We start from the raw sequence: 23579 nt of genomic DNA, 5'->3' as shown, positions 1-23579 counted from the left end.
TTCTGTGTCGGTGTGTGGCCGTATCCCCGGGGGGCTGAGTCGCCTGACGCGGGGAATGACCGAAGGCCCGCCTCGGAGTCGTGGCGGGCCTTCCGGGTATGTGGATCAGGCCGCTGGGACGGTCACCAGAGTGTCCGTGGCACCCCGCGAATCGATCTCCTGCACCTCGAACTGCTTGATGTCGTCCCGCTTCGTCGACGTGGCCGCCGACAGCGCCAGCTTCTGCGTGTTGGCGTTCGTGCCGTACCCGCCGTCCGGCACCGACCAGGTGGAGACGACCTCGGTGGAGCCGTCGTCGCGCACCACCACCAGGCGACAGGTGCGCGGCCCCGGCAGCTTGCCCAGGCTGAAGTCCATCTTGGTGCCGAAGTCCTTCGAGGTCAGCCAGAACGTGGCCTCGACGCCGGTGGCCGGGTCGGTGACGTCGACCTGCTCACCCTCCTGCTCGTTACCGCCGAATCCCGGACCACTGGGGTTGCCGGGGCGGTCGCCCGGCGGATTCACCGGGGCCGTGGTCGGCCCGGCGAGCGGCGGTGGCGTGCTGCTGTCGGTGAGGTTGCTGAACACCACACCGGTCAGCCCGCCGAAGACCACCACGGCCGCCGCGGTCGCCAGGACCTGCCGGAACCGGGCCCGCCGACGGTGCGTACGCAGCGCCACGAGCGTCCGGTCCAGCAGGACCGGATCCGAGTGGGTCTGCTCCAATGCCGTGATCGACTCCTCGTCGATGTCGGAGAGCAGCCCGACCACCGGCACCATCGTCTCCAGCTCGGCGGCACAGGCCCAGCAGGTCGCGAGGTGTTCCTCGAACCGCTCCATGTCCTGTTCGTCAAGCACGCCGAGCGCGTACGCGGCGACGTCCATGTGGTCAACCCGGCTCATTCCGTCACCCCCCTCTCCTGCAGAGCTGTGCGCAGCGCGCGCAGCGCGTAGTAGACCCGCGACTTCGCGGTGCCCAGCGGCAGACCGAGTTCCTCGGCCGCCTCCGGCACCGTCCGGCCCCGGAAGTACGTCGCCACCAGGATCTCCCGGTGCGACTGACTCAACGTTCGCAGCGCGTCCGCCACCGTCATCGACCGCAGCACCCGGTCGGTGCTGTCGGCCTCGGCGAACGCGGTCAGGTCCCGGTCGTACGTCTCGGCCGGGCGGGCCTGCTCGCTGCGGTGCTCGTCGATGGCGATCCGTCGCGCCACCGTGACCAGCCACGGCCGTAGCGACCCCTGTCCCTGCGCGCCCAACCGATGCGCGTTGCGCCAGGCCCGCAGCAGCGTCTCCTGGACGATGTCCTCGGCCCGTTGCCGGTCTCCGCCGGTCAGCCGCATCACGAACATCAGCAGTGGCCCGGCGTGTTCCGCGTAGAGCGTGCGGACCAACTGGTCGGAATGGGCGGCTTCGGTGGTGGAAGCCTGGTGGCGGCCAGGGGTGGGTCGCGGCGTCACCGGGCTATTCTGGCGAGCCGCCGCACGAGAGTCGACCCCACGGGTGGACGTGGTCGGCCGCGACTGGGACCGGGCGGACATCCAGTCCACCCGCACCCGGTCGCCCTGCCAACCGACCGCCAGTGCGTGCATGCAGACCTCCGACGTCCCTGGACAGAAAGCCGTCCCCCCACGGGCATGGCTGCTGACTGGTACGGAAGGCGGCAGCGAACGGATCAACGTCGGACGGAAAAAATCCCCGGCGGAGGTGGCGTCGAGTCGACGGCCGCGTCGTCGTGCACCACGACGGCGCCGCCGGTGAAGCGGTCGAGTTCCGCCCCGGCCAGCACCCGGCCGGGAAACCAGTCACCGGCGGCACGGCGGGCCAACGCGGCCACCGGCGGATCCTGCCGGCCGGCGACGAGCACCAGGTTGCCGTAGCGCCGGCCGCGCAGCACGGCGGCGTCGGCGACCAGACACGCCCGGGGCAGCACCGCCCGCACGGTGGCCACCTGTCCCCGGGCGTGGCGCAGCGGCGGGCCGTCGGCGACGTTGGCCAGGTACCAGCCCCCCGGGTGCAGCACCCGGGCAGCCTCGGCGGCGTACTCGACGGAGGTGAGCCGGGCCGGTGTCCGGGCACCCGCGAACACGTCGGCGACCACCAGGTCGTAGCTGGCCTCCCGACCGGAGGCGAGCACCGCCCGCGCGTCACCCACCCGTACCTTCAGGCGCGGATCGGCCCGCCACGGCAGCGCCCGCCGGACCAGCTCGACGAGCGCCCCGTCCACCTCGACCACCCGCTGCGTCGAGCCGGGGCGGGTGGCGGCGACGTACCTCGGCAGGTTCAGCGCACCGCCACCCAGATGCAGCACCCGCAGCGGGGCACCCGCCGGTGCCACCAGGTCGATCGCGGCGGCCAGCCGACGGACGTACTCGAACTCCAGGTGCGTCGGGTCGGTCAGGTCCACGTGCGACTGTGGTGCGCCGTCGAGCAGCAGCGTCCACGAGCCGGACCGGTCCGGATCGGGCACGAGTTCGGCGAGCCCCGTGTCGACCGGCTCGGTGATCCGGTCGCCGTCGCGCCGCCGACCCATCAGCGGCCGGCCCGGGCGGCGGCGGTGCGGGCGGCGACGGTGAGCGCCCGATGCAGCAGCCGCGCGTCACCCAGGCGGGAGCGCAGCAACCGTTCCAGCCCGGCGATCGGCACCAGGTTCTGTGGGGCCCGGGGGTCCTTGTACGGGCTGGAGGCGAAGCGGGGCAGGGTGACAAGCGACAGGTCGGCCAGCCGTACCGCCTCGGCGATCTCCAGGTCGGCGGAGCACTCCAGACGCACGATGCCGGCCCAGGGCGCGCCCGCGGCCACCGGCAGCCGCAGATACCACGACCAGCCGCCCCAGGCGGTGCCGAGCCGGAACACCGGCGAGCGGTGGCCCGGTGGCAGACCGGTGACCACGGCGGTGAGCCGGGCGTCCAGGTACTGGCTGTGCTGGGTCTTGATGTAGCCGAGGGTGCGCGGCAGCTGCCGCCGGTTGCGCAACGGCCCGTCCACCACCAGCAGGTCGTCGTCGGTACGCGCGGCGGCCGACACCCGCACCTCCAGGGCGGTCAACGGACCCTGCACCGCGGCCGGCAGCTTGGCCAGCTCACCTGTGCCGCCGACCCGGTGCACCGGGTAGCGGACGTTGCCGGCCACCACGTCGGTCGCCGACGGGCTGGCGGTGAACAGGCCCCGCTCCACCGTGGCGCCGGCCAGTTGCGCGGCACCGCGGTCCAGGTCGCACCGCACCACCCCAGCCGCGTACGAGGCGGCCAGCCCGGGAAACGAGCCGCCGTCCTCCTCGGCCGTCCAGATGCTGGCGTCGATCCGGCGTACTCCGTCGACAAGCAGCACCACGTCCGGTGCCCGGACATCCGGACGGGGGCCGATCGCCCGCCAGTCCACCGCCGGCAGCTCGTGTTCCGCCTCGACCTGGGCGCTGCTCGGCGCGGCCGGACCGGCCGGCGCGGCCTCGAACGACGCGCCGTAGCCGGGATCCCAGGCGTCGACGAAGAAGCGGTTCACGCCCGCATCACCGGCCGGTCCGTTCCACCCGGGCCGAGCGGGCGTCCTTGTGCACCTCGAAGCGGACCGGGATCCGCTCGGCCAGCGCCGGCACGTGGGTGACCACGCCGACCATCCGGTCGCCCCGGGCGGCGAGGTTCTCCAGGGTGGCGGCCACCGTGTCGAGGGTGGCCGCGTCGAGAGTGCCGAAGCCCTCGTCCAGCACGATGGACTCCAGGCTGGCCGCGGTGGTGGACATCCCGGCCAACTGCTCGGACAACGCCAGCGCCAGGGCCAGCGACGCCTGGAACGTCTCGCCGCCGGACAGCGTCCGTACCCCGCGCCGCAGCCCGGCGTCGTGGTGGTCGACCACGTAGAACTCGCCCTTGTCGTGGACCAGGTCGTACTGGCCGCCGGAGAGTTCCCGCAGGATTCCCGACGCGCCGTCGACGAGCAGATCCAGCGCCTCGGCCAGCAGCCACCGCTCGAAGTTGTTGGCCCGCAGGTGCCCCGCCAACGCCCGAGCCACCTGCGCCTCGCGTTCGTGCCCGGCCCGCTGCTCGCGCAGCGCACCGGCCTGCTCGCGTCGTTCGGTCAACCGGCGCAGCTCGGCCTCGGCCCGCTCCACCGCGACGGCGGCGGCGCGGACCGGATCGTCCGGGGCGGGCAGCCCGGCGTCGACGAAGATGCCCGCGATGCGGTCCGCCGCCGCGCTGGCCGCCGTCTCCGCCTCGACCACCGCACCGGCCAGCCCGTCCCGCTCCGACCGGCGGTGCCGCGCCTGCTCCCGTGCCCACTCGGCCAACGTGGCCCAGGCGACGGCGACGTCGTCACGGTCGGTGGCCGGCGGTCCGAACCGGGCGACCGCGTCACGGGCGTCGTCGAAGCGCCGCCACGCCGTCCGGAGCCGATCCTGCGCCGCCTCGACCGCTGCCCGGGCCTGCCGGGCGGCGTCCCGGCCCGCCCGCAGCGCCGTGGTCGCCTCGTCCAGCCCCTGCCGCAGCCGGGCAAGCTCCGCCAGCCGCGCCCGCAGCGCCTCGGCGGTGGCGGCACCGGCCAGCCGCTCGTCCAGCTCGGCGAGTCGGGTCCGCAGTCCGTCGTGTTCGGTGCGGGCGCGCAGCAACACCCGCTCCAGGTCACGTGCGGCAGCGTCCCGCTCGGTGACGAGCTTCCGGGCCGCCTCACTCGCCGCCCGGGCCGCCTTGCCGGCCGCCACCGCCCGGGCCACCGCCGAGCCGGCCGGCACCGTCGGCACCCGGGCCACCGGCTGCTCGCACACCGGACAGGCGTCCCCGTCGCTGAGGTGGGCCCGCAACGCCGTCGCCTGGTCGGCGGTCTTCGCCTCCTCGTGCGCCTGGAACGCCGCCGCCAACTCCGCCTCGGCCCGCTCGGCCGCCGCCTGCGCCCCGGCCAGTGCCCGCACCGCCGCGTCGTGTTCGGCGTCGGCCGCCTCCATCCCGGCCCGCACCTGCTCCGCCTGGACGGACAGCTGCTCCCGGTCGGCGTACGCCCGCAGCAGCATCCGCAGGGCGCTCTCGTCGCCGGCGGCAACCAGCTCGCCGCGCAGCTTCTCCTCGCGTTCCTCGGCCAGCGACACCGTGGCCGCCGCCGCGTCGGACTCGGCCCGGGTCGCGGTCACCGCCCGGGCCACCTCGGCCACCCCGTCCGGTGCCCGGACCTCGTCCAACGCGGCAAGTTCGGCGTCGAGCGTGGCCAGCGCCGCGTTGGCCTCCCGCACCGTCGTACGTGCCGCTTCCAGGTCCGGTACGGCGGCGGTCACCGACCCGGCCAGCTCACGCATCCGGTCGACCTGACCGGCTGCCCGTGCCAGCGTGTCGTCGTCGACGTCGGACAGCCCGGCGAGCAGCTGGTCGACCGCCTCCAGCTTCGCCTCCGCCTGACCGGCCCGGGTCGTGGCCCGCTGCTGCACCTGTTCGTACACGCCGAGACCGAGCAGGTTGACCAGGATCTGCTGCCGGGTGGCCGGGCGGGCGTGCAGGAAATCGGCGAACTGGCCCTGCGGCAGCACCACACAGCTGGTGAACTGTTCGTACGGCAGGCCGACCGCCGCCAGCACGGCCGCGTCCATCTCCGCCGGGGTGCCGGCCACCACCTCGCCGAGATCCTCCGGGCTGAGCCCGGTGTCCAGTTTGGTGACGTCGAACCCCTCCGGCATCAGCTGCAACCCGGCGCCGGCGGTCTTGACGTTGCCCCGGCTGTCCCGCCGCACCACCCGGGTGGCGACGTAGCGGGCACCGCCGGACTCGAAGACCAGCCGGACCCGCGCCTCGGTGGCCGACGGCGCGAGCGCGTTGCCCAGCCCACGGGTGCCGCCCCAGCGGGGCACCGTGCCGTACAGCGCGAAGCAGATCGCGTCGAGCACCGTCGACTTGCCCGAACCGGTCGGTCCGACCAGGGCGAAGAAGTCCGCGTCGGTGAAGTCGACGGTGGTGGCGTCCCGGAAGACGGTGAAGCCGGCCAGGTCCAGTCGCATCGGCCGCATCAGTGATCGACCTCTTCGAGCAGTTCGTCGAAGAGCTCCCGGACGCCCTCGTCGACATGCCCCCGGCTGTCCAGGTAGTCGGCGAACAACTGCCGGGGCGAGCGGCCGGAGCGCTGCGCCACCCGGGTGCCGGTGCCGGGCGCCGGCACCAGCTCCGGGTCGATGCGGATCTCCAGGGCCCGGGGAAGCAGTTGCTGCACCTCTTCACGCAGACCGGCGCGGGGCTGTTCGCGCACGTAAACCCGCAGCCAGCCCTCCGGCGGGGTGATCTCGGCGAGCTGGGCGAGGGTGCCGCGTACGGTGCGCAGCGCGGTCGCCGCGGTCACCGGCTCCTCGCGGATCCGCGCCGCCGTGGTCGCGGTGACCTCGACCAGGGTCACCGCCGGGACGTTCTCCTGCTCGCCGAAGTCCACCGCGAGCGGGGCGCCGCTGTAGCGGATCGGGCACGGCCCCTGCACCCGCTGGGCGCGGTGCAGGTGCCCGAGCGCCACGTAGTGCGCGGTGCCGGGGAAGACCGAGGCGGGCACCGCGTAACCCATGATGGTGTGCGCGTCCCGCTCGCCGCCGCCGGTGGCCGCGCCGACCACCGTGAGGTGGGCGGTGACCAGGTGCACCCGGTCCGGCTCGTCGAAACCCTCGGTCAACCGGGCCAGGATGCGGCCCAGGTGGTCGGCGTACGTCTGGGTGGTCTCGGCGGCGGTCAGCTCGTACATCTCCACCGCCCGGACCGCGTACCGCTGGGACAGGAACGGCAACGCGGCCAACCGCCAGCGTTCCCCGTCGGCGGTGGTGCCGTCGATGACGTGCTCGGCCGGATCCTCACGCACACCGCCGCGCAGCGTGATGCCGGCGGCCTCGGCCCACGGGCGCAGCGCGTCCAGGGCCGGACCGTTGTCGTGGTTGCCGCCGATCGCCACCACGTCCGCGCCGGTGCGGCGCAGCGCGGTCAACGCCCGGGTGACCAGGCGGGTCGCCTCCGGGGTCGGTGCCGCCGTGTCGTAGAGGTCACCGGCGATGACCACCAGGTCGGGCCGTTCCCGCCGGGCGATCTCGATGACCCCGGCCAGCACCTGCTTGTGCTCCTCGGCCCGCGATTGTCCCTTGAGGACCTTGCCCACGTGCCAGTCGGAGGTGTGCAGGATCTTCATTGGGGTCAGCCTCCGCTAGAAGGGGATGTCGTCGTCGGTGCCACCACCGGAGCCGACGACCGCGAACGGGTCGGCGGACTGGGTGATCGACCGCAGGGTCTGCGACGGCGCGGCTCCCGCCTCGGAGACCCGGGTCGCCCAGGCGGGGAACGGGAACTCCAGACAGAGCGGTACCGGGATGTCCGGCTGGTTGACGAACATCGTGCCCGGCTTGGCCAGCAGCGCGCGCTGCCGCTGGGCGGGTGGGAGGAAACCGTACTCCGGGCGGGACGCCTCGGCCGGATCCAGCCGGCCGACCACCCGGATGGCCGAGTTGGTGACGATCCGCCGTTCCACCTCGCTCGCGGTCTGCTGCGCGCCGATCAGGATCACCCCGAGCGAGCGGCCCCGCTCGGCGATGTCGAGCAGCACCTCCTTGATCGGGGAGGAGCCCTCCCGGGGGGCGTACTTGTTCAGCTCGTCGAGCACCACGAACAGCAGCGGTTTGGCGGTGCCGGCCTTCTCCTTGCGCTCGAACTCGGTCTTGAGCGTCACGCCGACCACGAAACGTTGCGCCCGGTCCGGCAGGTTGTGCAGGTCGACGACGGTGACCTGAGCGGACTCCGAGGTGTTGATGCTGTGCGGACGGCGAGTGGCCAGATCGCCGCGGATCAGCCGGGACAGGTCCTTCTTGCTGCCGATCAGCCGGCGGGCGAACGCGTTCACCGTGCCCAGCCCGACCGCGCTGCCCGCCCAGTCACCGCGCGTCTCGTCGTCGCTGAGCTGCTCGACGACGTGGTCGACCAGGTCGCCGTAGCTGCCCAGCCGGACACCGTCGATGCTGACGCCGCCGTCGGCGGGCTGGGCGTACCGGGCCAGGTGGGCGGCGACGGAGTGGACCACCATCGTGTACTGCTGACGTTCGTCGTCGGCGTCGGCGAAGACGTACGGCAGGAGGCGGTCCGCGCAGAACTCGGCGAGCGTCCAGTAGAAGCTGTCGACGCCGGTGAGCCGACTGCTCACGTCCGGTGTGCCGGACGAGTCACCGACCCGGGGCGGCGCGTAGACCCGCACGTCGGGGAAGGCGTCCGCGGCCAGGCCGAGCCGGGCGTACGCGGCCCGGGTCGGATCGTCGAGCCGGGCGTTCGGGTGGTCGAGGAAGAGCAGGTCCTCACCCTTCACGTTGAAGATCAACGCCTTGGCGTTCACCGCGTCGCCGCCGAGTTGGCCGGAGCGGAACACCGAGTAGAGAAGAAAGGTGGCGAAGCTGGTCTTGGTGGCCACCCCGGAGATGCCGGAGATCGACACGTGCGCGCCCCGACTGCCGTCGAGGAAGTCGGCGTTGAGGTAGACCGGCACACCGTCGCGGCCGGTGCCCATCGGGATCCGCCGTTCCATCCGGTCGAAGTGCAGGGCCCGGGCGCGGGCGTCGCCCTCGGCCCGGTGCACCACGGCACCCGGCTGCGGCGGCACGTAGAACTCGGGATCGACCCGGGTGGTGGTGATCTCGGCGGCCTCCTGCACCTGCGCCGGCAGCGTGCCGTCGGCGATGGCGAACACGTCGGAGTCGAACTGCGCGCCCTCGTGCCGCGCCCGGACCTGGGTGACCACTCCGGCGATGGTCACCGGCTCCCGGTCGGGCAATTCCCGCCGGGTCACCACGACGTCGTCGAGCTGGAGATAACTGTTCGGGGCGACCGCCGTCCAGAACTGCAGGGGAGTGGCGTCGGCGGTGCCCAGCACCCGGCCGACCCCCTCGCCCGGGCCGTCGAACCCCTGGTCGATCATCGGGCTACTCCGCTCGGTCGGTCGTCGCGGTCGGCACACACGCCCTGCATCCTGCCGGAGGAGTACGACAGGCCGCCACGCGACGCGGCGCAGGCCACGTAACGACACCGTGCCGATCGCGCACGGCGATGGGACTCTGACGGCGGGTGTCCGGGCTGCGTGGGGCAGCTGGTCGAGCGTCAGGTCGTCGGGTCCGGGCTCGTGCCGGCTCCCGCCCGCAACCGCCCGGCCAGGTCCCGCACGGCCGTCTCGTACGCCTCGTCGGTGTGGTAGGGCCAGTGCCGGTCGACCGGGGGTGGGACGGTGTCGTCGGGCGGCACGGTGATGCCACGGGGATCGCGCAGCCGCCGGTCGACCGTGCCGGCGGGCCCGGTGACCCGCGGCCGCTGACCGGGGCGGTGGGCCGAGAAGATCGGTCCGCCGATCGAGTCGGTGTCCCGCCACAGGTTCACCCAGCGCCACCCGATCCGTTCGCCCAGCTCGGTCAGGACGGGGCTGCCGAAGAAGGCCGGGCACAGGCGCGCGTACACCCGGTGCAGCGGGCTGCCGTGGGTCAGCAGCGCCACCCGGGGCAGCACCCGGGACGGCAGTTGGAGCAGGGTGGCGGCGGCCAGTACCGAACCGTGGCTGTGCCCGGAGAGGATCACCCCGCCCTGGTCGGCCAGCGCGGCGACCCGCTTGGCCAGCTCCGGTACCGCCCGCTCGGCGTAGCAGGGTGGCGCGAACGGGTGCACCGTACGCGGCCAGAACGTGCCGAGGTCCCAGATCGCCGCCACCGTGCGCCGGGTCTCCTCGGAGCGGTAGGAGAACAGCCCGAGCACCACGACGCCGAGCCCGACCAGGCCGATGACGTAGATACCCACGTCGGTCGCGAGGGCCAGGTCCGTGGCCGCCTCGCCGTCGGTCCCCGCCAGCCGTCGGCTCAGCTGCGACGGTCCGATGCCGATCAGGTCCAGGGCGACGACCGTGACGCCGACCATCGACAGCACCAGGAACACGGTGAGCACCGGCCCCAGATGCTCGGCGATCGCGGACCGGGCGACGATCTCCCGAACGGCGGCGCGTCGGGGCAGTGCCTCCGGCGGCGGGTCGGGAAAGTCGCGTCGGACGATCTCCTCGGCCACCTGGCGGCGCCGCCGCCGGGACACCTGGATGCGCCAGAGCGCCGTCGCGGCCACGACCAGGACGGTGATCAGGCCGGCCAGGGCCGCCCAGCGGTAGGAGACCGGCGGCTCCAGGGGTGGCGCGCCGGACCGGTCCAGCCGGGCCGGATTCGGGATGTCGCCGCGGTCGAGCAGGTCGGCGATCCGGTAGACGAGGGCGGCGGCGAACCCGTACGAGACGGCGATGGACGTGGCGGCGAAGAGCGGCGTCGCGAGCCCGCTCAGCCAGGACGTGCCGACGGTGCGGCTGCGCCGCCGCTGGTGCAGCGTGGCCGCGACGAGCGCGCCGAGCAGCGCGGCCTGGACCGCCACCAGGCCGGCCACCGCGCCCTCGTACCCGGGTAACTGGCCGTGCGGCGGCTCCGGTTCCACCGCCACCGCGCGGTGGAACAGCACGAGCACGGTGAGCGCCAGCGCGCCGATCCGTAGCGGCCGGATGCCGCGCAGGTCGACCGGTCCCCGGCCCGGGCCGTCCGGCGCGGCGCGCGCCGGACGCAGCAGCAGGACCACACCGGCCGCCAGCAACACCCAGTTCGCACCGAAGAGCAGGTACGCGACGGGCGTGGGATGACGATGGACCGGCGCGGCGAGCAGGCTCGCGTCGAGCACACCCAGCCCGACCGCGACGTGGATGGCGCGCAACCGGTGCACCACGAGTTCGTCGTTCCAGAAGCCCGGGCTGTCGATGCGGTCCTCGCCGCCGCTGGTGCGGTCCTGTCCCCGGGCGGCCGGGAACGCCTCGAACACCCGCGCCGACCGTTCGCCGAGCCACCAGAGCAGCCGCAGGGCACCGATCGGCACCAGGGCGAGCAACGCCAGGCGAGGCCCGAGCGGCAGGTGGGCCAGCCAGGACAGGTAGCCGCGACCTCGCAGGCAGGGCTGGTAGGGAACGCACTGCCAGCCGATGATGTCGACGGTCACGCCGACCACGGAGAGCATGAAGGCGGCGGTCAGGGTGGCGGCGAGCACCCGGCACAGCGGACCGATCACACCGCCGGCTCCACCGGTCGCCGGCCGCGTCCACACCGCGAGGTTGACGAGCATGAACGGCAGCAGGAACAGCAGCGACAGGGTACGCACGGCGCCGCCGGCGGTCAGCGCCCCCCACCGGTACGCCTCGACCCGCAGTGCCTGCGGCCGGTCGCTGACGCCGAAGCCGGGCCGGGGACGGTAGAAGCCGGCGTTGTCGTCACCGGCGACCCTGGTCACCACCGGATGGTCGAGCAGTGTCTCGGCGGCGGCTCCCGAAACGCCGTGGACGCGCAGCTCGACCACCTCGTACGCCCCGTCCCAGCCCCCCGACACCGGTCTACGCTAGTGAGCTGACCTGCGGTCTCGCGGTCTTTTCGGTAACGGTCGTGCGGGTCGCCCGTCAGTGCCGGGCGTGGCGGAGCAGCAGGGTGCCGTCGTCGGCGCGGAGCACGTGCCGCAGCGGCAGGCCCCGGGCGGGACTCGGGGCGCCGGCGGTGATCCGGCCGGGCCCGGCCCCGGCGAGCAGCGGCGCGATCGAGAGGCACACCTCGTCGACCAGGTCGGCGGCGGTGAGGGCGCCGAACAGGTGCGGTCCGCCCTCGCAGAGCAGTTGACCGAGTCCGCGTCGGCGCAGTTCGGCCAGCCCGGTGACCAGGTCGACCCGGTCGTCACCGTGGCGCACCAGGTCGGCCACGTCGGTCAGGCCGGGCGGTGCCGCCGCGTTGCGGTGGGTGAGCACCACGGGACGTACCGGTGCGTCGGCGAAGGCGGCCTGGGCCGGATCGAGGTCAAGGGTGCCGGAGACCACGACCAGGGTCGGGTATTCGGTCAGCCCGTGCGCGCGTCGCCAGGCCCGGCGTCGTTCGTCGAGCCGGATGGCCCGGTAACCCTCGTGGCGCAGCGTGCCGGCGGCCACCAACAGCGCGTCGCAGAGCATCCGGAGCAGCCCGAAGACCCGCTTGTCCGATGCGCCGGACAGCCCGGCCGAGTAACCGTCGAGACTGACCGCGCCGTCGACGCTGGTCACGAAGTTCATCCGCAGGTGCGGCCGGTCGGCGCGGCCGTACCTGGCGATGAGCGTGTCGTCGTCCACCGGCCCGGGCGACGGGTCCGGCCAGAGGACGGAAATCGGCGCTCTGTCGCTCATTCGCCGGCCGGACCGGTGACGGGAGGGGTCGGTCGGGGGGTACGGTGCTGGCAGTCGCACCAGTTCCGGCCCGGGCAGTCGTCGTGCCGCCGCGCCCGGCACGCTCGGCAGATCATGCTCGCAGCCTATGCCGAGGGAGGATGGGACACCCATGCCGCGTCAGATCTTCCAGCTGAGGATGTCCCTGTCCGGGGTTCGTCCGGCGATCTGGCGTCGGGTGCTGGTACCCGGCGGCTACACCCTGGACCGGCTGCACCGGGTGGTGCAGCACGCCATGGGCTGGCGGGACTGCCACCTGCACTCGTTCGAGATCGACGGCGTGCAGTACGGCGAGCCCGACCCCGACGGCGAGCTGGCCCTGCACGACGAGTTGGACGTGCGGTTGGACGCGGTGGTCGGCAAGGGCAGCCGGTTCCACTACACCTACGACTTCGGCGACTGGTGGGAGCACGACCTGCTGGTGGAGGACGTCTTCGGTGCCGAGGCGGACGAACGCTATCCGAGCTGCCTCGACGGGGAGCGGGCCGGTCCGCCGGAGGACGTCGGCGGCCCGCAGGGCTATCGGCTGCTGCTCGCCGCGCTGGCCGAGCCGGGTCATCCGGAGCATCGGACGATGCGGGACTGGGTCGGTGCCGCCTTCGATCCGGCGGGCTTCGACGCCGGTCGGGTCGACACCCTGCTGCGGCGTCTCTGTTGACTGCCGCCGACTCCATCGACCGTTGTCGGTGCGCAACCTATCAGCCATTTCCGATTGCTTGCCGGGTCAAACGAGCTGCGTGGTAACGATCTGGGATCGCTCCCACTGGACTATTGACACTCCCGACACCTGCCGGCAATCTCATGGGAGCGTTCCCAAGAGGCGTGGATCACAATGGCGCGCGCTTGGGCGCCGACGCCGGCTGACGCAGCCGGTGCCGGCAGGCGCAGCGGCACCCCCCACCACAGACAAAAGCAGCCTCACCATCGAAAGAGGGGTCAGGATGAGCCTCACCACGCGGCGTTCCCGCATGGCGGCAGCCACCCTGGCCGCGATCACCGCTATCGGCGGGCTCGCGGCCTGTGGCAACGACGACGACACGCCGGCCGAGGGCGAGAAGCCCGAGAAGCTGGTCGTCGACACCTTCGGCGAAATGGGTTACGACGAGCTCGTCAAGCAGTACGAGCAGCAGACCGGCATCAAGGTCGAGCTGCGCAAGACCGCTCAGCTCGGCGAGTACCGGCCGAAGCTGGTCCGTTACCTCGCCACCGGCAAGGGCGCGGCCGACGTGACCGCCCTGGAAGAGGGCATCCTCAACGAGTTCAAGGCCAACCCGCGCAACTGGGCCGACCTGACTCCGTTGGTGTCGTCCGAGATCTCCGACGACTACCTGCCCTGGAAGTGGGAGCTGGGCAAGGCGCCCGACGGCCGGCTGATCGGCCTGCCGACCGACGTCGGCAGCCTCGCGGTCTGCTACCGCAAGGACCTGTTCGAGGCCGCCGGCCTGCCCACCGAGCGGGACGCGGTCTCGGCGCTCTGGCCGGACTGGAACGGCTTCCACCAGGCTGGCCAGAAGTACAAGCAGGCCACCGGCAAGGCGTTCATCGACTCGATCACCGCCGTCTCCAACGGCGTGCTGTTCCAGCAGGGCAGCGACCTGTTCTACGACAAGGAGAACAACATCATCGCGGACTCCAGCCCCGCGGTGAAGGCTGCCTGGGACACCGCCACCTCGATGGTGGACATCTCCGCCAAGGCGTCCACCTGGTCGCCCGAGTGGTCCGGCGGCTTCAAGCAGGGCACCTTCGCGGCCACCTTCTGCCCGTCCTGGATGCTCGGCATCGTCGCGGACAACTCCGGTGAGGCCAACAAGGGCAAGTGGGACGTGGCGGCCGTGCCGGGCGGCGGCGGCAACTGGGGCGGCTCGTGGCTGGCCGTGCCGGAGCAGAGCAAGTACCCGGAGGAGGCGGCGAAGCTCGCCCAGTTCCTGACCAACGCCACCAGCCAGGTGGAGGCCTTCAAGGCCAAGGGCCCGCTGCCCACCAACCTGGAGGCGCTGAAGGACGAGGCCTTCCTCAACTACACCAACGAGTACTTCAGCAACGCGCCGACTGGCAAGATCTTCGGCGAGAGTGTCGCCCAGATCGAGCCGATCCACCTGGGCCCGAAGCACCAGGCGGTCAAGGAGAACGCGTTCGAGCCGGCGATGCGGGCGTTCGAGAACGGGCAGGCCAGTAAGGATGCGGCCTGGGAGCAGTTCACCAAGGACGCGCAGACCCAGGGCGTCTTCTGAGTGATTCCCTTCCGGTGGCGTTCGGGGCTACCCGGACGCCACCGGTCGGTCCCCACCGCGCAGCACTCTGCGCGAGGGCCCCCGGGCCTCGCTGGAAAAGGAAACTCGAATGAGCGTGTCGGCCACGACGGCGCCGCCGTCGCCAGCAGCACCACCCCCCGACGCCCCCGCCCGGCGTCGCCGGGGCTACCTCTTCAACCGCCTGGATCTCAAGTACTCCCCGTACCTCTACATCGCGCCGTTCTTTCTGATCTTCGGAGCCTTCGGGCTGTATCCGATGCTGCGCACCGCCTGGATGTCCCTGCACGACTGGGACATGGTCGGCGAGCACACGTTCATCGGGTTCGACAACTACACCGCGCTGTTCTCCGACGAGTACTTCTGGAACGCGCTGGTCAACACGTTCGGCATCTTCGCCCTCTCGACCATCCCGCAGTTGCTGATGGCGCTCTTCCTGGCGAACCTGCTGAACCAGACCCTGCTGCGCGCCAAGACCTTCTTCCGGATGGCCATCTTCGTGCCGAACGTGGTGTCGGTGGCCGCCGTCGCGATCGTCTTCGGCATGCTGTTCCAGCGCGACTTCGGCCTGTTCAACTGGCTGCTCGGCCTCGTCGGGGTGGACCAGATCGACTGGCGTGCCCAGGAGTGGAGTTCCTGGACCGCGATCGCCACGATGGTCAACTGGCGGTGGACCGGCTACAACACCCTGATCCTGCTCGCCGGCATGCAGGCCATCCCGAAGGACCTGTACGAGGCGGCCGCGATCGACGGGGCCAGCCCATGGCGGCAGTTCTGGCAGATCACCCTGCCGATGCTCAAGCCCACCTTCATCTTCGTGGTCATCCTCTCCACGATCGGCGGCATGCAGCTGTTCACCGAGCCGCTGCTCTTCGCCAACGGCAGCATCATCGGCGGCAACCAGCGGGAGTTCCAGACGCTGGCCATGTACATGTACGAGAAGGGCATCTACAACCTGAGTACCGCAGGTTACGGCGCCGCGGTGGCCTGGGCCATCTTCATGATCATCGTCTTCGTGTCGCTGATCAACTTCGTACTCGTCCGCCGCGCGGCCAAGTGAGGAGAGATCGATGATCTCGGCTTCAAAGCGCCTGTGGCGCACCAGTCCACTCACCTACATGGCGCTGGTCCTGGCGGCGCTGCTGTCGATCTACCCCTTCTACTACATGATCGTGATCGGCACCCGCAGCCTGGAGTCCATCAACGACGTGCCACCGCCGATGACCCCGGCCGGCGCGTTCGGTGACAACTTCGGCCGGGTGCTCGACAACGACGCGGCCAACTTCCTCAAGGGCCTGATGAACTCGATCATCGTCTCCTCGGTGGTCACCGTGTCGGTGGTGCTGACCGGCTCCCTGGCCGGCTTCGCCTTCGCGAAGCTGCGCTTCCGGGGTCGCAACGTGCTGCTGCTGGCGATCATCGTCACCATGATGATCCCGACCCAGATGGGTCTCATCCCGCTCTGGAGCATGATGCAGTCGCTGGGGTGGTACGACACCCTCTACGCAGTGACCGTGCCGTTCCTGGTGAGCGCCTTCGGCGTGTTCATGATGCGGCAGTACGCCAGCCAGGCGATCTCCGACGAGCTGATCGAGGCCGGTCGGGTCGACGGTGCCAGCACGTTCCGGATCTACTGGAACATCGTGCTGCCCGCGCTGCGTCCGGCGGCCGGCGTGCTCGGTCTGCTCACCTTCATGGAGACCTGGAACTCCTTCCTCTGGCCGTACGCGATCCTCACCCCGGAGAACCCGACCCTGCAGGTCTCGCTCTCCTTCCTCTCGTACGCCTACTACACGGACTACTCCCAGGTCTTCGCCGCTACGGCGGTCGGCACCATCCCGCTGGTGCTCGTTTTTCTCCTCTTCGGCCGCCAGATCATCGGCGGGATCATGGAAGGTGCAGTCAAGTCGTGAGCAACCCCGCCACCCCGCCCGCCGTCGGCGTCCTCGACGAGCGTCCGCCGCTGACCTTCCCGCCCGGCTTCCTCTGGGGCGCGGCGACCGCCGCGTACCAGATCGAGGGCGCGGCGAACGAGGGCGGCCGGACCGCGTCGATCTGGGACACCTTCAGCCACACCGAGGGCCGGACGGTCGCCGGGCACACCGGCGACGTCGCCTGCGACCACTACCACCGGCTCAGCGACGACGTCCGGCTGATGGCCGAGCTGGGGTTGAAGTCGTACCGGTTCTCGGTGTCCTGGCCGCGGGTGCAGCCGGGCGGGTCGGGTCCGGCGAACGCCGAAGGGTTCGACTTCTACCAGCGGCTGGTCGACGAGCTGCTGGCCAACGGGATCGAGCCCTGGCTCACTCTCTACCACTGGGATCTGCCGCAGGAGCTGGAGGACGCCGGGGGCTGGCCGGCCCGGGACACCGCTGCCCGGTTCGCCGACTACTCCCTGCTCGTGGCCGACGCCCTGGGTGACCGGGTGAAGTACTGGACGACGCTCAACGAGCCGTGGTGCTCGGCCTTCCTCGGTTACGGCTCCGGGGTGCACGCCCCAGGCCGTTCCGACGGGGCCGACGCGGTCCGCGCCGGACACCACCTGATGCTCGGGCACGGGCTCGCGGTGCAGGCGCTGCGTACGGCGGTGCCGCAGGCGCAGCTCGGGGTGACCGTCAACCTGTACCCGGTCACCCCGGCCAGCGACTCGCCGGCCGACGTCGACGCGGCCCGGCGGATCGACGCCCTGGCCAACCGGTTCTTCCTCGATCCGATCCTGCGCGGCGCGTACCCCGACGACCTGGTGACCGACCTGGCGAAGGTGACCGACTTCGGCCACGTCCACGACGGTGACCTGGCCACCATCTCCACGCCGCTGGACGTGGTGGGCGTCAACTACTACAGCCGGCATGTGGTGGCCGCGCCGGTCTCGGGCGAGGAGCCGGAACCGTACTGGCGGGCGCAGTCCTGCTGGCCGGGCAGCGAGGACGTCCGGTTCGTCACCCGGGGAGTGCCGGTCACCGACATGGACTGGGAGATCGACGCTCCCGGTCTGGTGGAGACCCTGCGCCGGGTGCACGAAGAGTACACGGACCTTCCGCTCTACGTGACCGAGAACGGCTCGGCCTTCGTCGACGAGGTGGTCGACGGCCGGGTCGACGACGTCGACCGGCTCGCCTATTTCGACGCTCACCTGCGCGCCTCGCACGAGGCGATCAGCGCGGGCGTGCCCCTGCGGGGATACTTCGCCTGGTCGCTGATGGATAATTTCGAGTGGGCCTGGGGCTACACGAAGCGGTTCGGCATGATCTACGTCGACTACGACAAGCAGACCCGCATCCCCAAGTCCAGTGCCAGGTGGTACGCGGAGGTGATCCGACGCAACGGTCTGGCCGCACAATAGGGCGATGGCCAGCCAGTAACGGGCGGCCCGGCACCAACGCTGGTGAAGGTGCCGGGGCCGCCTGACGTCGGAGGAGCAGACGATGACAACGCAGCGCACCCGGTCGCTCGGGCGGCCGACGCTCGACGCGGTCGCCGCCCGTGCCGGAGTCGGCCGTGGCACGGTCTCCCGCGTGGTCAACGGCTCCCCGCAGGTGAGTCCGGAGGCCCGGGCCGCCGTGCAGCAGGCCATTGCCGAGCTGGGGTACGTACCCAACCGCGCCGCTCGGGCGCTCGTGACCCAGCGGACCGACTCGGTGGCCCTGGTGGTCAGCGAGTCCGGTGAGCGGATCTTCGCCGAGCCGTTCTTCGCCGGCATCGTCCGGGGGATCAGCTCCGCCCTGCTGGAGACACCGTTGCAGCTCTGGCTGGCCATGGCCCAGTCGCCGCTGGAGCGGGAGCGGGTCGAGCACCACCTGACCAACCAGCACGTCGACGGCGTACTGCTGTTGTCGCTGCACGACGACGATCCGCTGCCCACCCTGCTGGAGGAGCGTGGCCTACCCACCGTGCTCGGCGGGCGCCCGGCGCGGATGCTGCACCCCGAGGCGCAGCCGGTGTCGTTCGTCGACGTCAACAACGCCGGCGGGGCGCGGCAGGCCGTCGAGTATCTCGCCAGCCGCGGACGGCGGCGGATCGCCACCATCGCCGGCCCGCAGGACATGGGCGCCGGCCTGGCCCGGTTGTCCGGCTACCGGGACGCGGTCCGCACCGCCGGGTTCGGCGTCAACCCCGACCTGATCGCGTACGGCGACTTCAGCGAGGAGAGCGGGGCGACGGCCATGCGGGGGCTGCTGGAGCGCTGCCCCGACCTGGACGCCGTGTTCGTGGCCGCCGACCTGATGGCCTTCGGTGCCATGCGGACGCTGCGGGAGGCCGGCCGCCGGGTGCCGCAGGACGTGGCGGTGGTCGGCTTCGGCGACGAGCCCATCGCCCGGCAGGCCAACCCGCCACTGACCTCGGTGTTCCAGCCGGTGGAGGAGATGGGCCGGCAGATGGCACGGCTGCTGGTCGACCGCATCCGCGGCGACGAGATCCTCACCCCGCACGTCGTCCTGGACACCGAGTTCGTCGAGCGCGCGTCCGCCTGATCTGCGTACCCCTCCTCCTCGCCGCCGCACCGCCGCCCCGTCTCCGTGCCGAGGCAGGCGTCGTGTCGCAGCCCTCTCGCTGGATGCAAAGGCGGCGACCTGGTACATCGGGGTCGCCCCGATGTTTACGGGACGTGATGTTCGGGGCAATCGCCGGCTACGAGGCTGGCGCTGACCGGTGCCGGCAGCGCGGTGGTGCCTCGGCGCGGCATGGGGCGGCTGCGCTCAGGCGGAGGCGGTCCAGCGGCGTAGCTCACGCTTGGCGAGGCTGTTGCGGTGTACCTCGTCGGGGCCGTCGGCGAGACGCAGCGTGCGAGCCTGGGACCAGAGCGCGGCCAGCGGCGTGTCCTGGCTGACCCCGGCCGCGCCGTACGCCTGGATGGCCTTGTCGATGACCCACTCGGCCATCGCCGGAGTGGCGATCTTGATGGCCTGGATCTCGGTGTGCGCGCCCTTGTTGCCGACGGTGTCCATCAGCCAGGCGGTCTTGAGGACCAGCAGCCGGGCCTGCTCGATGCGGACCCGGGCCTCGGCGATCCACTCGCGTACCACGCCCTGTTCGGCGAGCGGGCGGCCGAAGGCGATCCGCTCGACGGTCCGGCGGCAGAGCAGCTCCAGCGCTCGTTCGGCCATGCCGATCAGTCGCATGCAGTGGTGGATCCGGCCCGGACCGAGCCGGGCCTGCGCGATGGCGAAGCCGGTCCCCTCGGCACCGACCAGGTTCTCCGCCGGTACCCGCACGCCGTCGAAGTCGATCTCGGCATGCCCGCCGTGGGAGGCGTCGCTGTAGCCGAAGACGCGCATGCCCCGGCGGATGGTGACCCCCGGCGTGTCCCGGGGAACCAGGATCATGCTCTGCTGCCGGTGCCGCTCGGCGCCCGGATCGGTCTTGCCCATCACGATGAGGATCTCGCAGGCCGGGTCCATCGCACCGGACGACCACCACTTGCGGCCGTCGACGACGTAGTGGTCACCGTCGCGGCGGATCGACGTGGCGATGTTCGTCGCGTCGGAGGAGGCCACGTCGGGCTCGGTCATGCAGAACGCGGAGCGGATCTCGCCGGCCAGCAGCGGGGTGAGCCAGCGTTCCTGCTGTGCGGGGGAGCCGAATTCGGCGAGCAGTTCCATGTTGCCGGTGTCGGGCGCGGCGCAGTTGAGCGCCTCCGGCGCGAGGTGCGGGCTGCGGCCGGTCAGCTCGGCCAGCGGGGCGTACTGGAGGTTCGTCAGCCCGGCACCGTGGCGCGGATCGGGCAGGAAGAGGTTCCACAGGTTGCGCCGGCGTGCCTCGGCCTTCAGCTCGGCCAGCACCGGTGGGCGGGCCCACGGGTCACCGGCCGCGGCGACCTGGGCGGCGTGCACCGGTTCGGCCGGGTACACGTGCTGCTCGAGGAAGTCGGTCAGCTCGGTGCGCAGCTGCTCGGTCCGGGCGTCGTACGCGAAGTCCATCAGGTCTCCCTCACCGCGGTCAGTCCGTGTGCGACAAGCGGGGCGACGAGGCCCCCGATGGTGTCGAAGCCCTCGCCGAGGGTCTGGCCGAGGGTGTGCCGGTAGTGGATGCCCTCGCAGATGACGGCGAGTTTGAAGCAGCCCAGCGCGATGTGCCAGTGCAAGGGACCGACGTCGACGTCGCTGCGGCCGGCGTACCGGTCGATCAGCTCGGTGCCGCTGGGGAAGCCGGCGCGCGGCCCGAGGCCGTCGGCGACCGGATTGCCGTCGGAGAAAGCGCCGCCGCCGAGCACGTCCCAGTAGGTCAGCAGCAGCCCGAGATCGGCCAGCGGGTCGCCGAGGGTGGCCATCTCCCAGTCCAGCACCGCCGTCACCGTCACCGGGTCGACGGTGGCGAGCAGGTTGTCCAGCCGGAAGTCCCCGTGCACGATCCGACCGGCGTTGGCCCCCTCCGGCGCGGTGGCGGCGAGCCGGTCGCGCAGCTCGTCGATGCCGGGCAGCGGTCGGCTGCGGGACCGGTCGAGCTGCCCCGACCAGCGGCGGACCTGGCGGGCCAGGAACCCCTCCGGGCGGCCGAAGTCGGCCAGGCCGACCGCCGTCGGCTCGACCGTGTGCAGCGCCGCCAGGGTGTCCATCATCGTCATGGCCAGCCCGTGTCGCTGCTCGCCGCTGAGCCGGTCGGTGCGGGCGCGGCTGCGGAACACCTCACCCGGCACCCGTTCCATCAGGTAGAAGGGCGCCCCCAGCACGTCCGGCTCGGTGCAGAGCAGCAGGGCGTCGGGCACCGGGACGTCGGTCGGGGCGAGCGCCGAGATGACCCGGAACTCCCGGGCCATGTCGTGCGCGGTGGCCAGCACGTGCCCGAGCGGTGGACGACGCAGCACCACGTCGCGATCGCCGGCGTGGACCAGGTAGGTCAGGTTCGACCGGCCACCGGCGATCAGCTCGGCCCGCAGCGGGCCGGCGGCCAGATCGGGACGGTGCGCCGACAGGTAGCCGCCGAGCCGGTCCAGATCCAGACCGGCGGGCGAGCCGGCGGTCGGTTCGGTCATCCGGACAGTTCATGGCAGCTCCGGCGGCTTGTCAAGGTCAGGTTTGACCCTCGGGACATGCCGCCGCAACAGGGACGAAATGGTCAACTGCCAGGCTGACACCAGCCTGCCGACCACCGTGTCGGCCCGCCGAGCGGAGGGGTTTGAGATGTTGCTGCGCGTTCGGGTCACCCTGCCGGACCGTCCGGGCACGCTCGGTCAGGTGGCGCGCACCCTCGGCGTGTCCGGGGCGGACATCGTCCAGGTGGTCGTGCTGGAACGCCTCGGCGGGCGGGCGGTCGACGACTTCACGGTGGTGTGGCCGGGCGCCGCCCGGGTGGAACGGCTGCTGGCCGGTCTGGCGGCGATCCCCGGTGTGCGGGTGGACGGGGTCTGGCGGGCGATCGGCGCGCCCACCACCACCGGCCAGGACGCCGAACTGCTGGCGCAGGTCGCGGCGAACCCGGCCGACGGGCTGGCCACCCTGGTCGACGCGGTACCCGGGCTGCTCGCCGCCGACTGGTCCGTCGCCGCGGTGGTGCCGGTCGACTGGGCGTCGCGTACCGGGGGTGGCGGTGCGACGGTCGGGCACGCCAGTTGGCGTACCCCGGTGCCACCGAAGCTGCCGGAGGTGACCCCGCTGCGCGCCCGGGCGATGACCGCACCCGACGGCGGTCACTTCGCGGTCGCGCCGTTCGGTCGGGCCGGGCTGGTCCTGGTGGTCTCCCGCGAACACAGCGACACGCTCACGCCGGCCGCGTTCCACTCGACCGAGGTGGACCGGCTCGCCCAGTTGGTCCGCGCCTGTGCGGTGATCCTCGGCGACCGGCTCGACCTGGTGGGCACCCCGTCGGTGAGCGCCAACCCCTGACCGGCTGTGACGCAGACCGCAGGGCTGGACGCGGCTGGACATGGTGAGGCAACCGACCGGCAACAGCCGCGGACGAGGGTGGCAGGCGAAGGGAGGCAACGATGACGCTGTGGCGGATCCGAGCCACCGTGGACGACCGGCCGGGCTACCTGTCGGTGCTCACGGCGAGCCTCGCGTTGCGTGGAGTCAACATCCTCACCGTGCAGGTGCACACCACCGAGCACGGTGCCGTCGACGACTTCCTCGTCGACGCGCCGGACACCCTCGACGAGGCGGGACTGCTCGCCGCCGTCGAACGGGGCCGGGGGCGGGACTGCTGGGTGGCGCGCAGTGAGGCGCGTGGCCTGGCCGACCAGCCGACCCGGGTGCTCGGGTTGGCGACCCGGTTGGTGCACGATCCGGACGCGACAGGTGAGGTGCTCCGGGCGCTGCTCGGTGCCGACGAGGTGACCTGGCGGGCCGCGCCGGCCCTGGCCCGCCCCGGGATCGACGGCAACACGATGCTGCTGGCCGACCCCAACGGCGGGTCGTACACCCTGCGCCGGCTCGCGCCGAGCTTCACCCCGGCCGAGTACGCCCGCGCCCAGGCGCTGCTCGAACTGGGGGCCACCGCCGCCCGCCGCAGCACCGAGCAGGTCACCGTGGTCCTGCCCGACGGTGCCGAACTGACCGTACGCCCCGCCGTCGCGGACGACCTGACGGCGGTGGTCGAGTTGCATCAGGCCTGCTCGGCGCGCAGCCGGCAGCGCCGTTACCTGGGAGGCGCGGGTCTGCCCGCTCCGGCCCGACTGCGCCGGCTGCTGGAGCCGGCACGCGGGCTGACCCTGGTCGCCGCGACGACCGGCTCCGGCGGGGCGGCGGAGTCGGTCGTCGCGATGGCCAACCTGCTCGCCGAGGGTGACGAGGCCGAGCTGGCGTTGCTGGTACGCGACGACTGGCAGCGTCGTGGGCTCGGCTCGACGCTGCTACGCCGGCTGACCCGGCAGGCCGAGTCGGCCGGCTACGCGGCGATGGTGCTGCACGTCCAGGCGGACAATGCCCCGATGCTGCGTACGCTGCGCCGGTTGTCCCGGCCGGCCACCGTCCAGCGGGACGGTGGCCTGCTGACCATGACCGTGCCGTTGGCCGCCGAGGCCCCGGCGACGGCGGAAACCGCCGGCTGACGGCTCAGACGACCGACCTCCGGTGCGGAGGCCGGTGAGGTGGGCAGGGCTCCCGGTGCGGGATCCCAGCCCACCCCCTGCTTGAGGTAGGGCCCGGTCAGAGGTTAGGAGGTAGGGCGGTGAGGTCCAGGAAATTTGCGTAGAGGCGG

Annotated in this window: 19 protein-coding genes; 8 read left to right on the top strand and 11 right to left on the bottom strand. The window is 72.1% G+C overall.

Annotated elements, in window-relative coordinates; all coding sequences use genetic code 11:
* Positions 1 to 105: 105 nt before the first annotated feature.
* The 9 genes from V5O40_RS25125 to V5O40_RS25085 all read right to left on the bottom strand — a co-directional run bounded on the left by V5O40_RS25125 (position 106) and on the right by V5O40_RS25085 (position 12159).
* A complete protein-coding gene (locus V5O40_RS25125) occupies positions 106 to 882 on the bottom strand; it encodes an anti-sigma factor family protein (protein ID WP_332907760.1) in 777 nt (258 codons plus the stop codon).
* Complete coding sequence (locus tag V5O40_RS25120; protein ID WP_269739173.1) at positions 879 to 1571, bottom strand: sigma-70 family RNA polymerase sigma factor; 693 nt, start codon at positions 1569 to 1571, stop codon at positions 879 to 881. Before V5O40_RS25120 ends, V5O40_RS25125 begins: the two co-directional genes overlap by 4 nt.
* 83 nt (positions 1572 to 1654) lie before the next feature.
* Positions 1655 to 2512 (bottom strand): spermidine synthase, encoded by an 858-nt coding sequence (locus V5O40_RS25115; RefSeq protein ID WP_332907759.1) that lies wholly within the window; start codon positions 2510 to 2512, stop codon positions 1655 to 1657.
* On the bottom strand, positions 2512 to 3480 hold the full coding sequence (locus V5O40_RS25110) for a hypothetical protein (protein ID WP_332907758.1): 969 nt from the start codon (positions 3478 to 3480) through the stop codon (positions 2512 to 2514). Before V5O40_RS25110 ends, V5O40_RS25115 begins: the two co-directional genes overlap by 1 nt.
* Before the next feature lie 7 nt (positions 3481 to 3487).
* Positions 3488 to 5962, bottom strand: coding sequence for an SMC family ATPase (locus V5O40_RS25105; protein ID WP_332907757.1), 2475 nt, complete (start codon positions 5960 to 5962; stop codon positions 3488 to 3490).
* Positions 5962 to 7110 (bottom strand): exonuclease SbcCD subunit D, encoded by a 1149-nt coding sequence (locus V5O40_RS25100; RefSeq protein ID WP_332907756.1) that lies wholly within the window; start codon positions 7108 to 7110, stop codon positions 5962 to 5964. The genes V5O40_RS25105 and V5O40_RS25100 overlap by 1 nt, the downstream gene beginning before the upstream one ends.
* Before the next feature lie 15 nt (positions 7111 to 7125).
* A complete protein-coding gene (locus V5O40_RS25095; protein ID WP_332907755.1) occupies positions 7126 to 8877 on the bottom strand; it encodes an ATP-binding protein in 1752 nt (583 codons plus the stop codon).
* A 179-nt stretch (positions 8878 to 9056) separates the two neighbouring features.
* On the bottom strand, positions 9057 to 11345 hold the full coding sequence (locus V5O40_RS25090) for a hypothetical protein (RefSeq protein ID WP_332907754.1): 2289 nt from the start codon (positions 11343 to 11345) through the stop codon (positions 9057 to 9059).
* A 67-nt stretch (positions 11346 to 11412) separates the two neighbouring features.
* Complete coding sequence (locus V5O40_RS25085; protein ID WP_332907753.1) at positions 11413 to 12159, bottom strand: pyrimidine reductase family protein; 747 nt, start codon at positions 12157 to 12159, stop codon at positions 11413 to 11415.
* Between the two features lie 151 nt (positions 12160 to 12310).
* On the opposite strand from V5O40_RS25085, the gene V5O40_RS25080 reads away from it, so the two are divergent.
* From V5O40_RS25080 to V5O40_RS25055, 6 genes are all read left to right on the top strand, one after another.
* Positions 12311 to 12856: a plasmid pRiA4b ORF-3 family protein gene (locus V5O40_RS25080; RefSeq protein ID WP_281580418.1), complete on the top strand. Its 546-nt coding sequence runs from the start codon at positions 12311 to 12313 to the stop codon at positions 12854 to 12856.
* A gap of 283 nt (positions 12857 to 13139) precedes the next feature.
* On the top strand, positions 13140 to 14429 hold the full coding sequence (locus V5O40_RS25075) for an ABC transporter substrate-binding protein (RefSeq protein ID WP_332907752.1): 1290 nt from the start codon (positions 13140 to 13142) through the stop codon (positions 14427 to 14429).
* 109 nt (positions 14430 to 14538) lie between these two features.
* Positions 14539 to 15507 (top strand): carbohydrate ABC transporter permease, encoded by a 969-nt coding sequence (locus V5O40_RS25070; protein WP_332907751.1) that lies wholly within the window; start codon positions 14539 to 14541, stop codon positions 15505 to 15507.
* A gap of 10 nt (positions 15508 to 15517) precedes the next feature.
* Complete coding sequence (locus V5O40_RS25065; protein ID WP_093402872.1) at positions 15518 to 16360, top strand: carbohydrate ABC transporter permease; 843 nt, start codon at positions 15518 to 15520, stop codon at positions 16358 to 16360.
* Entirely contained in the window at positions 16357 to 17790 is a 1434-nt protein-coding gene (locus V5O40_RS25060; RefSeq protein ID WP_332907750.1) for a GH1 family beta-glucosidase, read from the top strand. The genes V5O40_RS25065 and V5O40_RS25060 overlap by 4 nt, the downstream gene beginning before the upstream one ends.
* Before the next feature lie 82 nt (positions 17791 to 17872).
* A complete protein-coding gene (locus V5O40_RS25055; protein ID WP_332907749.1) occupies positions 17873 to 18919 on the top strand; it encodes a LacI family DNA-binding transcriptional regulator in 1047 nt (348 codons plus the stop codon).
* A 225-nt stretch (positions 18920 to 19144) separates the two neighbouring features.
* On the opposite strand, the gene V5O40_RS25050 is transcribed toward V5O40_RS25055, so the two are convergent.
* Both V5O40_RS25050 and V5O40_RS25045 read right to left on the bottom strand, forming a co-directional pair.
* Positions 19145 to 20365, bottom strand: coding sequence for an acyl-CoA dehydrogenase family protein (locus tag V5O40_RS25050; RefSeq protein WP_332907748.1), 1221 nt, complete (start codon positions 20363 to 20365; stop codon positions 19145 to 19147).
* A complete protein-coding gene (locus V5O40_RS25045) occupies positions 20365 to 21417 on the bottom strand; it encodes a phosphotransferase family protein (RefSeq protein WP_332907747.1) in 1053 nt (350 codons plus the stop codon). Before V5O40_RS25045 ends, V5O40_RS25050 begins: the two co-directional genes overlap by 1 nt.
* A gap of 148 nt (positions 21418 to 21565) precedes the next feature.
* Here V5O40_RS25045 and V5O40_RS25040 point away from each other — a divergent pair, with 148 nt between their 5' ends.
* Entirely contained in the window at positions 21566 to 22267 is a 702-nt protein-coding gene (locus V5O40_RS25040; protein ID WP_332907746.1) for an ACT domain-containing protein, read from the top strand.
* A 101-nt stretch (positions 22268 to 22368) separates the two neighbouring features.
* Positions 22369 to 23430 carry a GNAT family N-acetyltransferase gene (locus tag V5O40_RS25035; protein ID WP_332907745.1) on the top strand — a complete coding sequence of 354 codons (1062 nt, stop codon included), beginning with the start codon at positions 22369 to 22371 and terminating at the stop codon, positions 23428 to 23430.
* Positions 23431 to 23579: the final 149 nt, after the last annotated feature.

Origin of the sequence: Micromonospora palythoicola (genome assembly GCF_036689795.1) — a bacterium.
GTDB lineage: Bacteria > Actinomycetota > Actinomycetes > Mycobacteriales > Micromonosporaceae > Micromonospora > Micromonospora palythoicola.
This window is presented reverse-complemented; position numbering and strand designations above follow the sequence as displayed.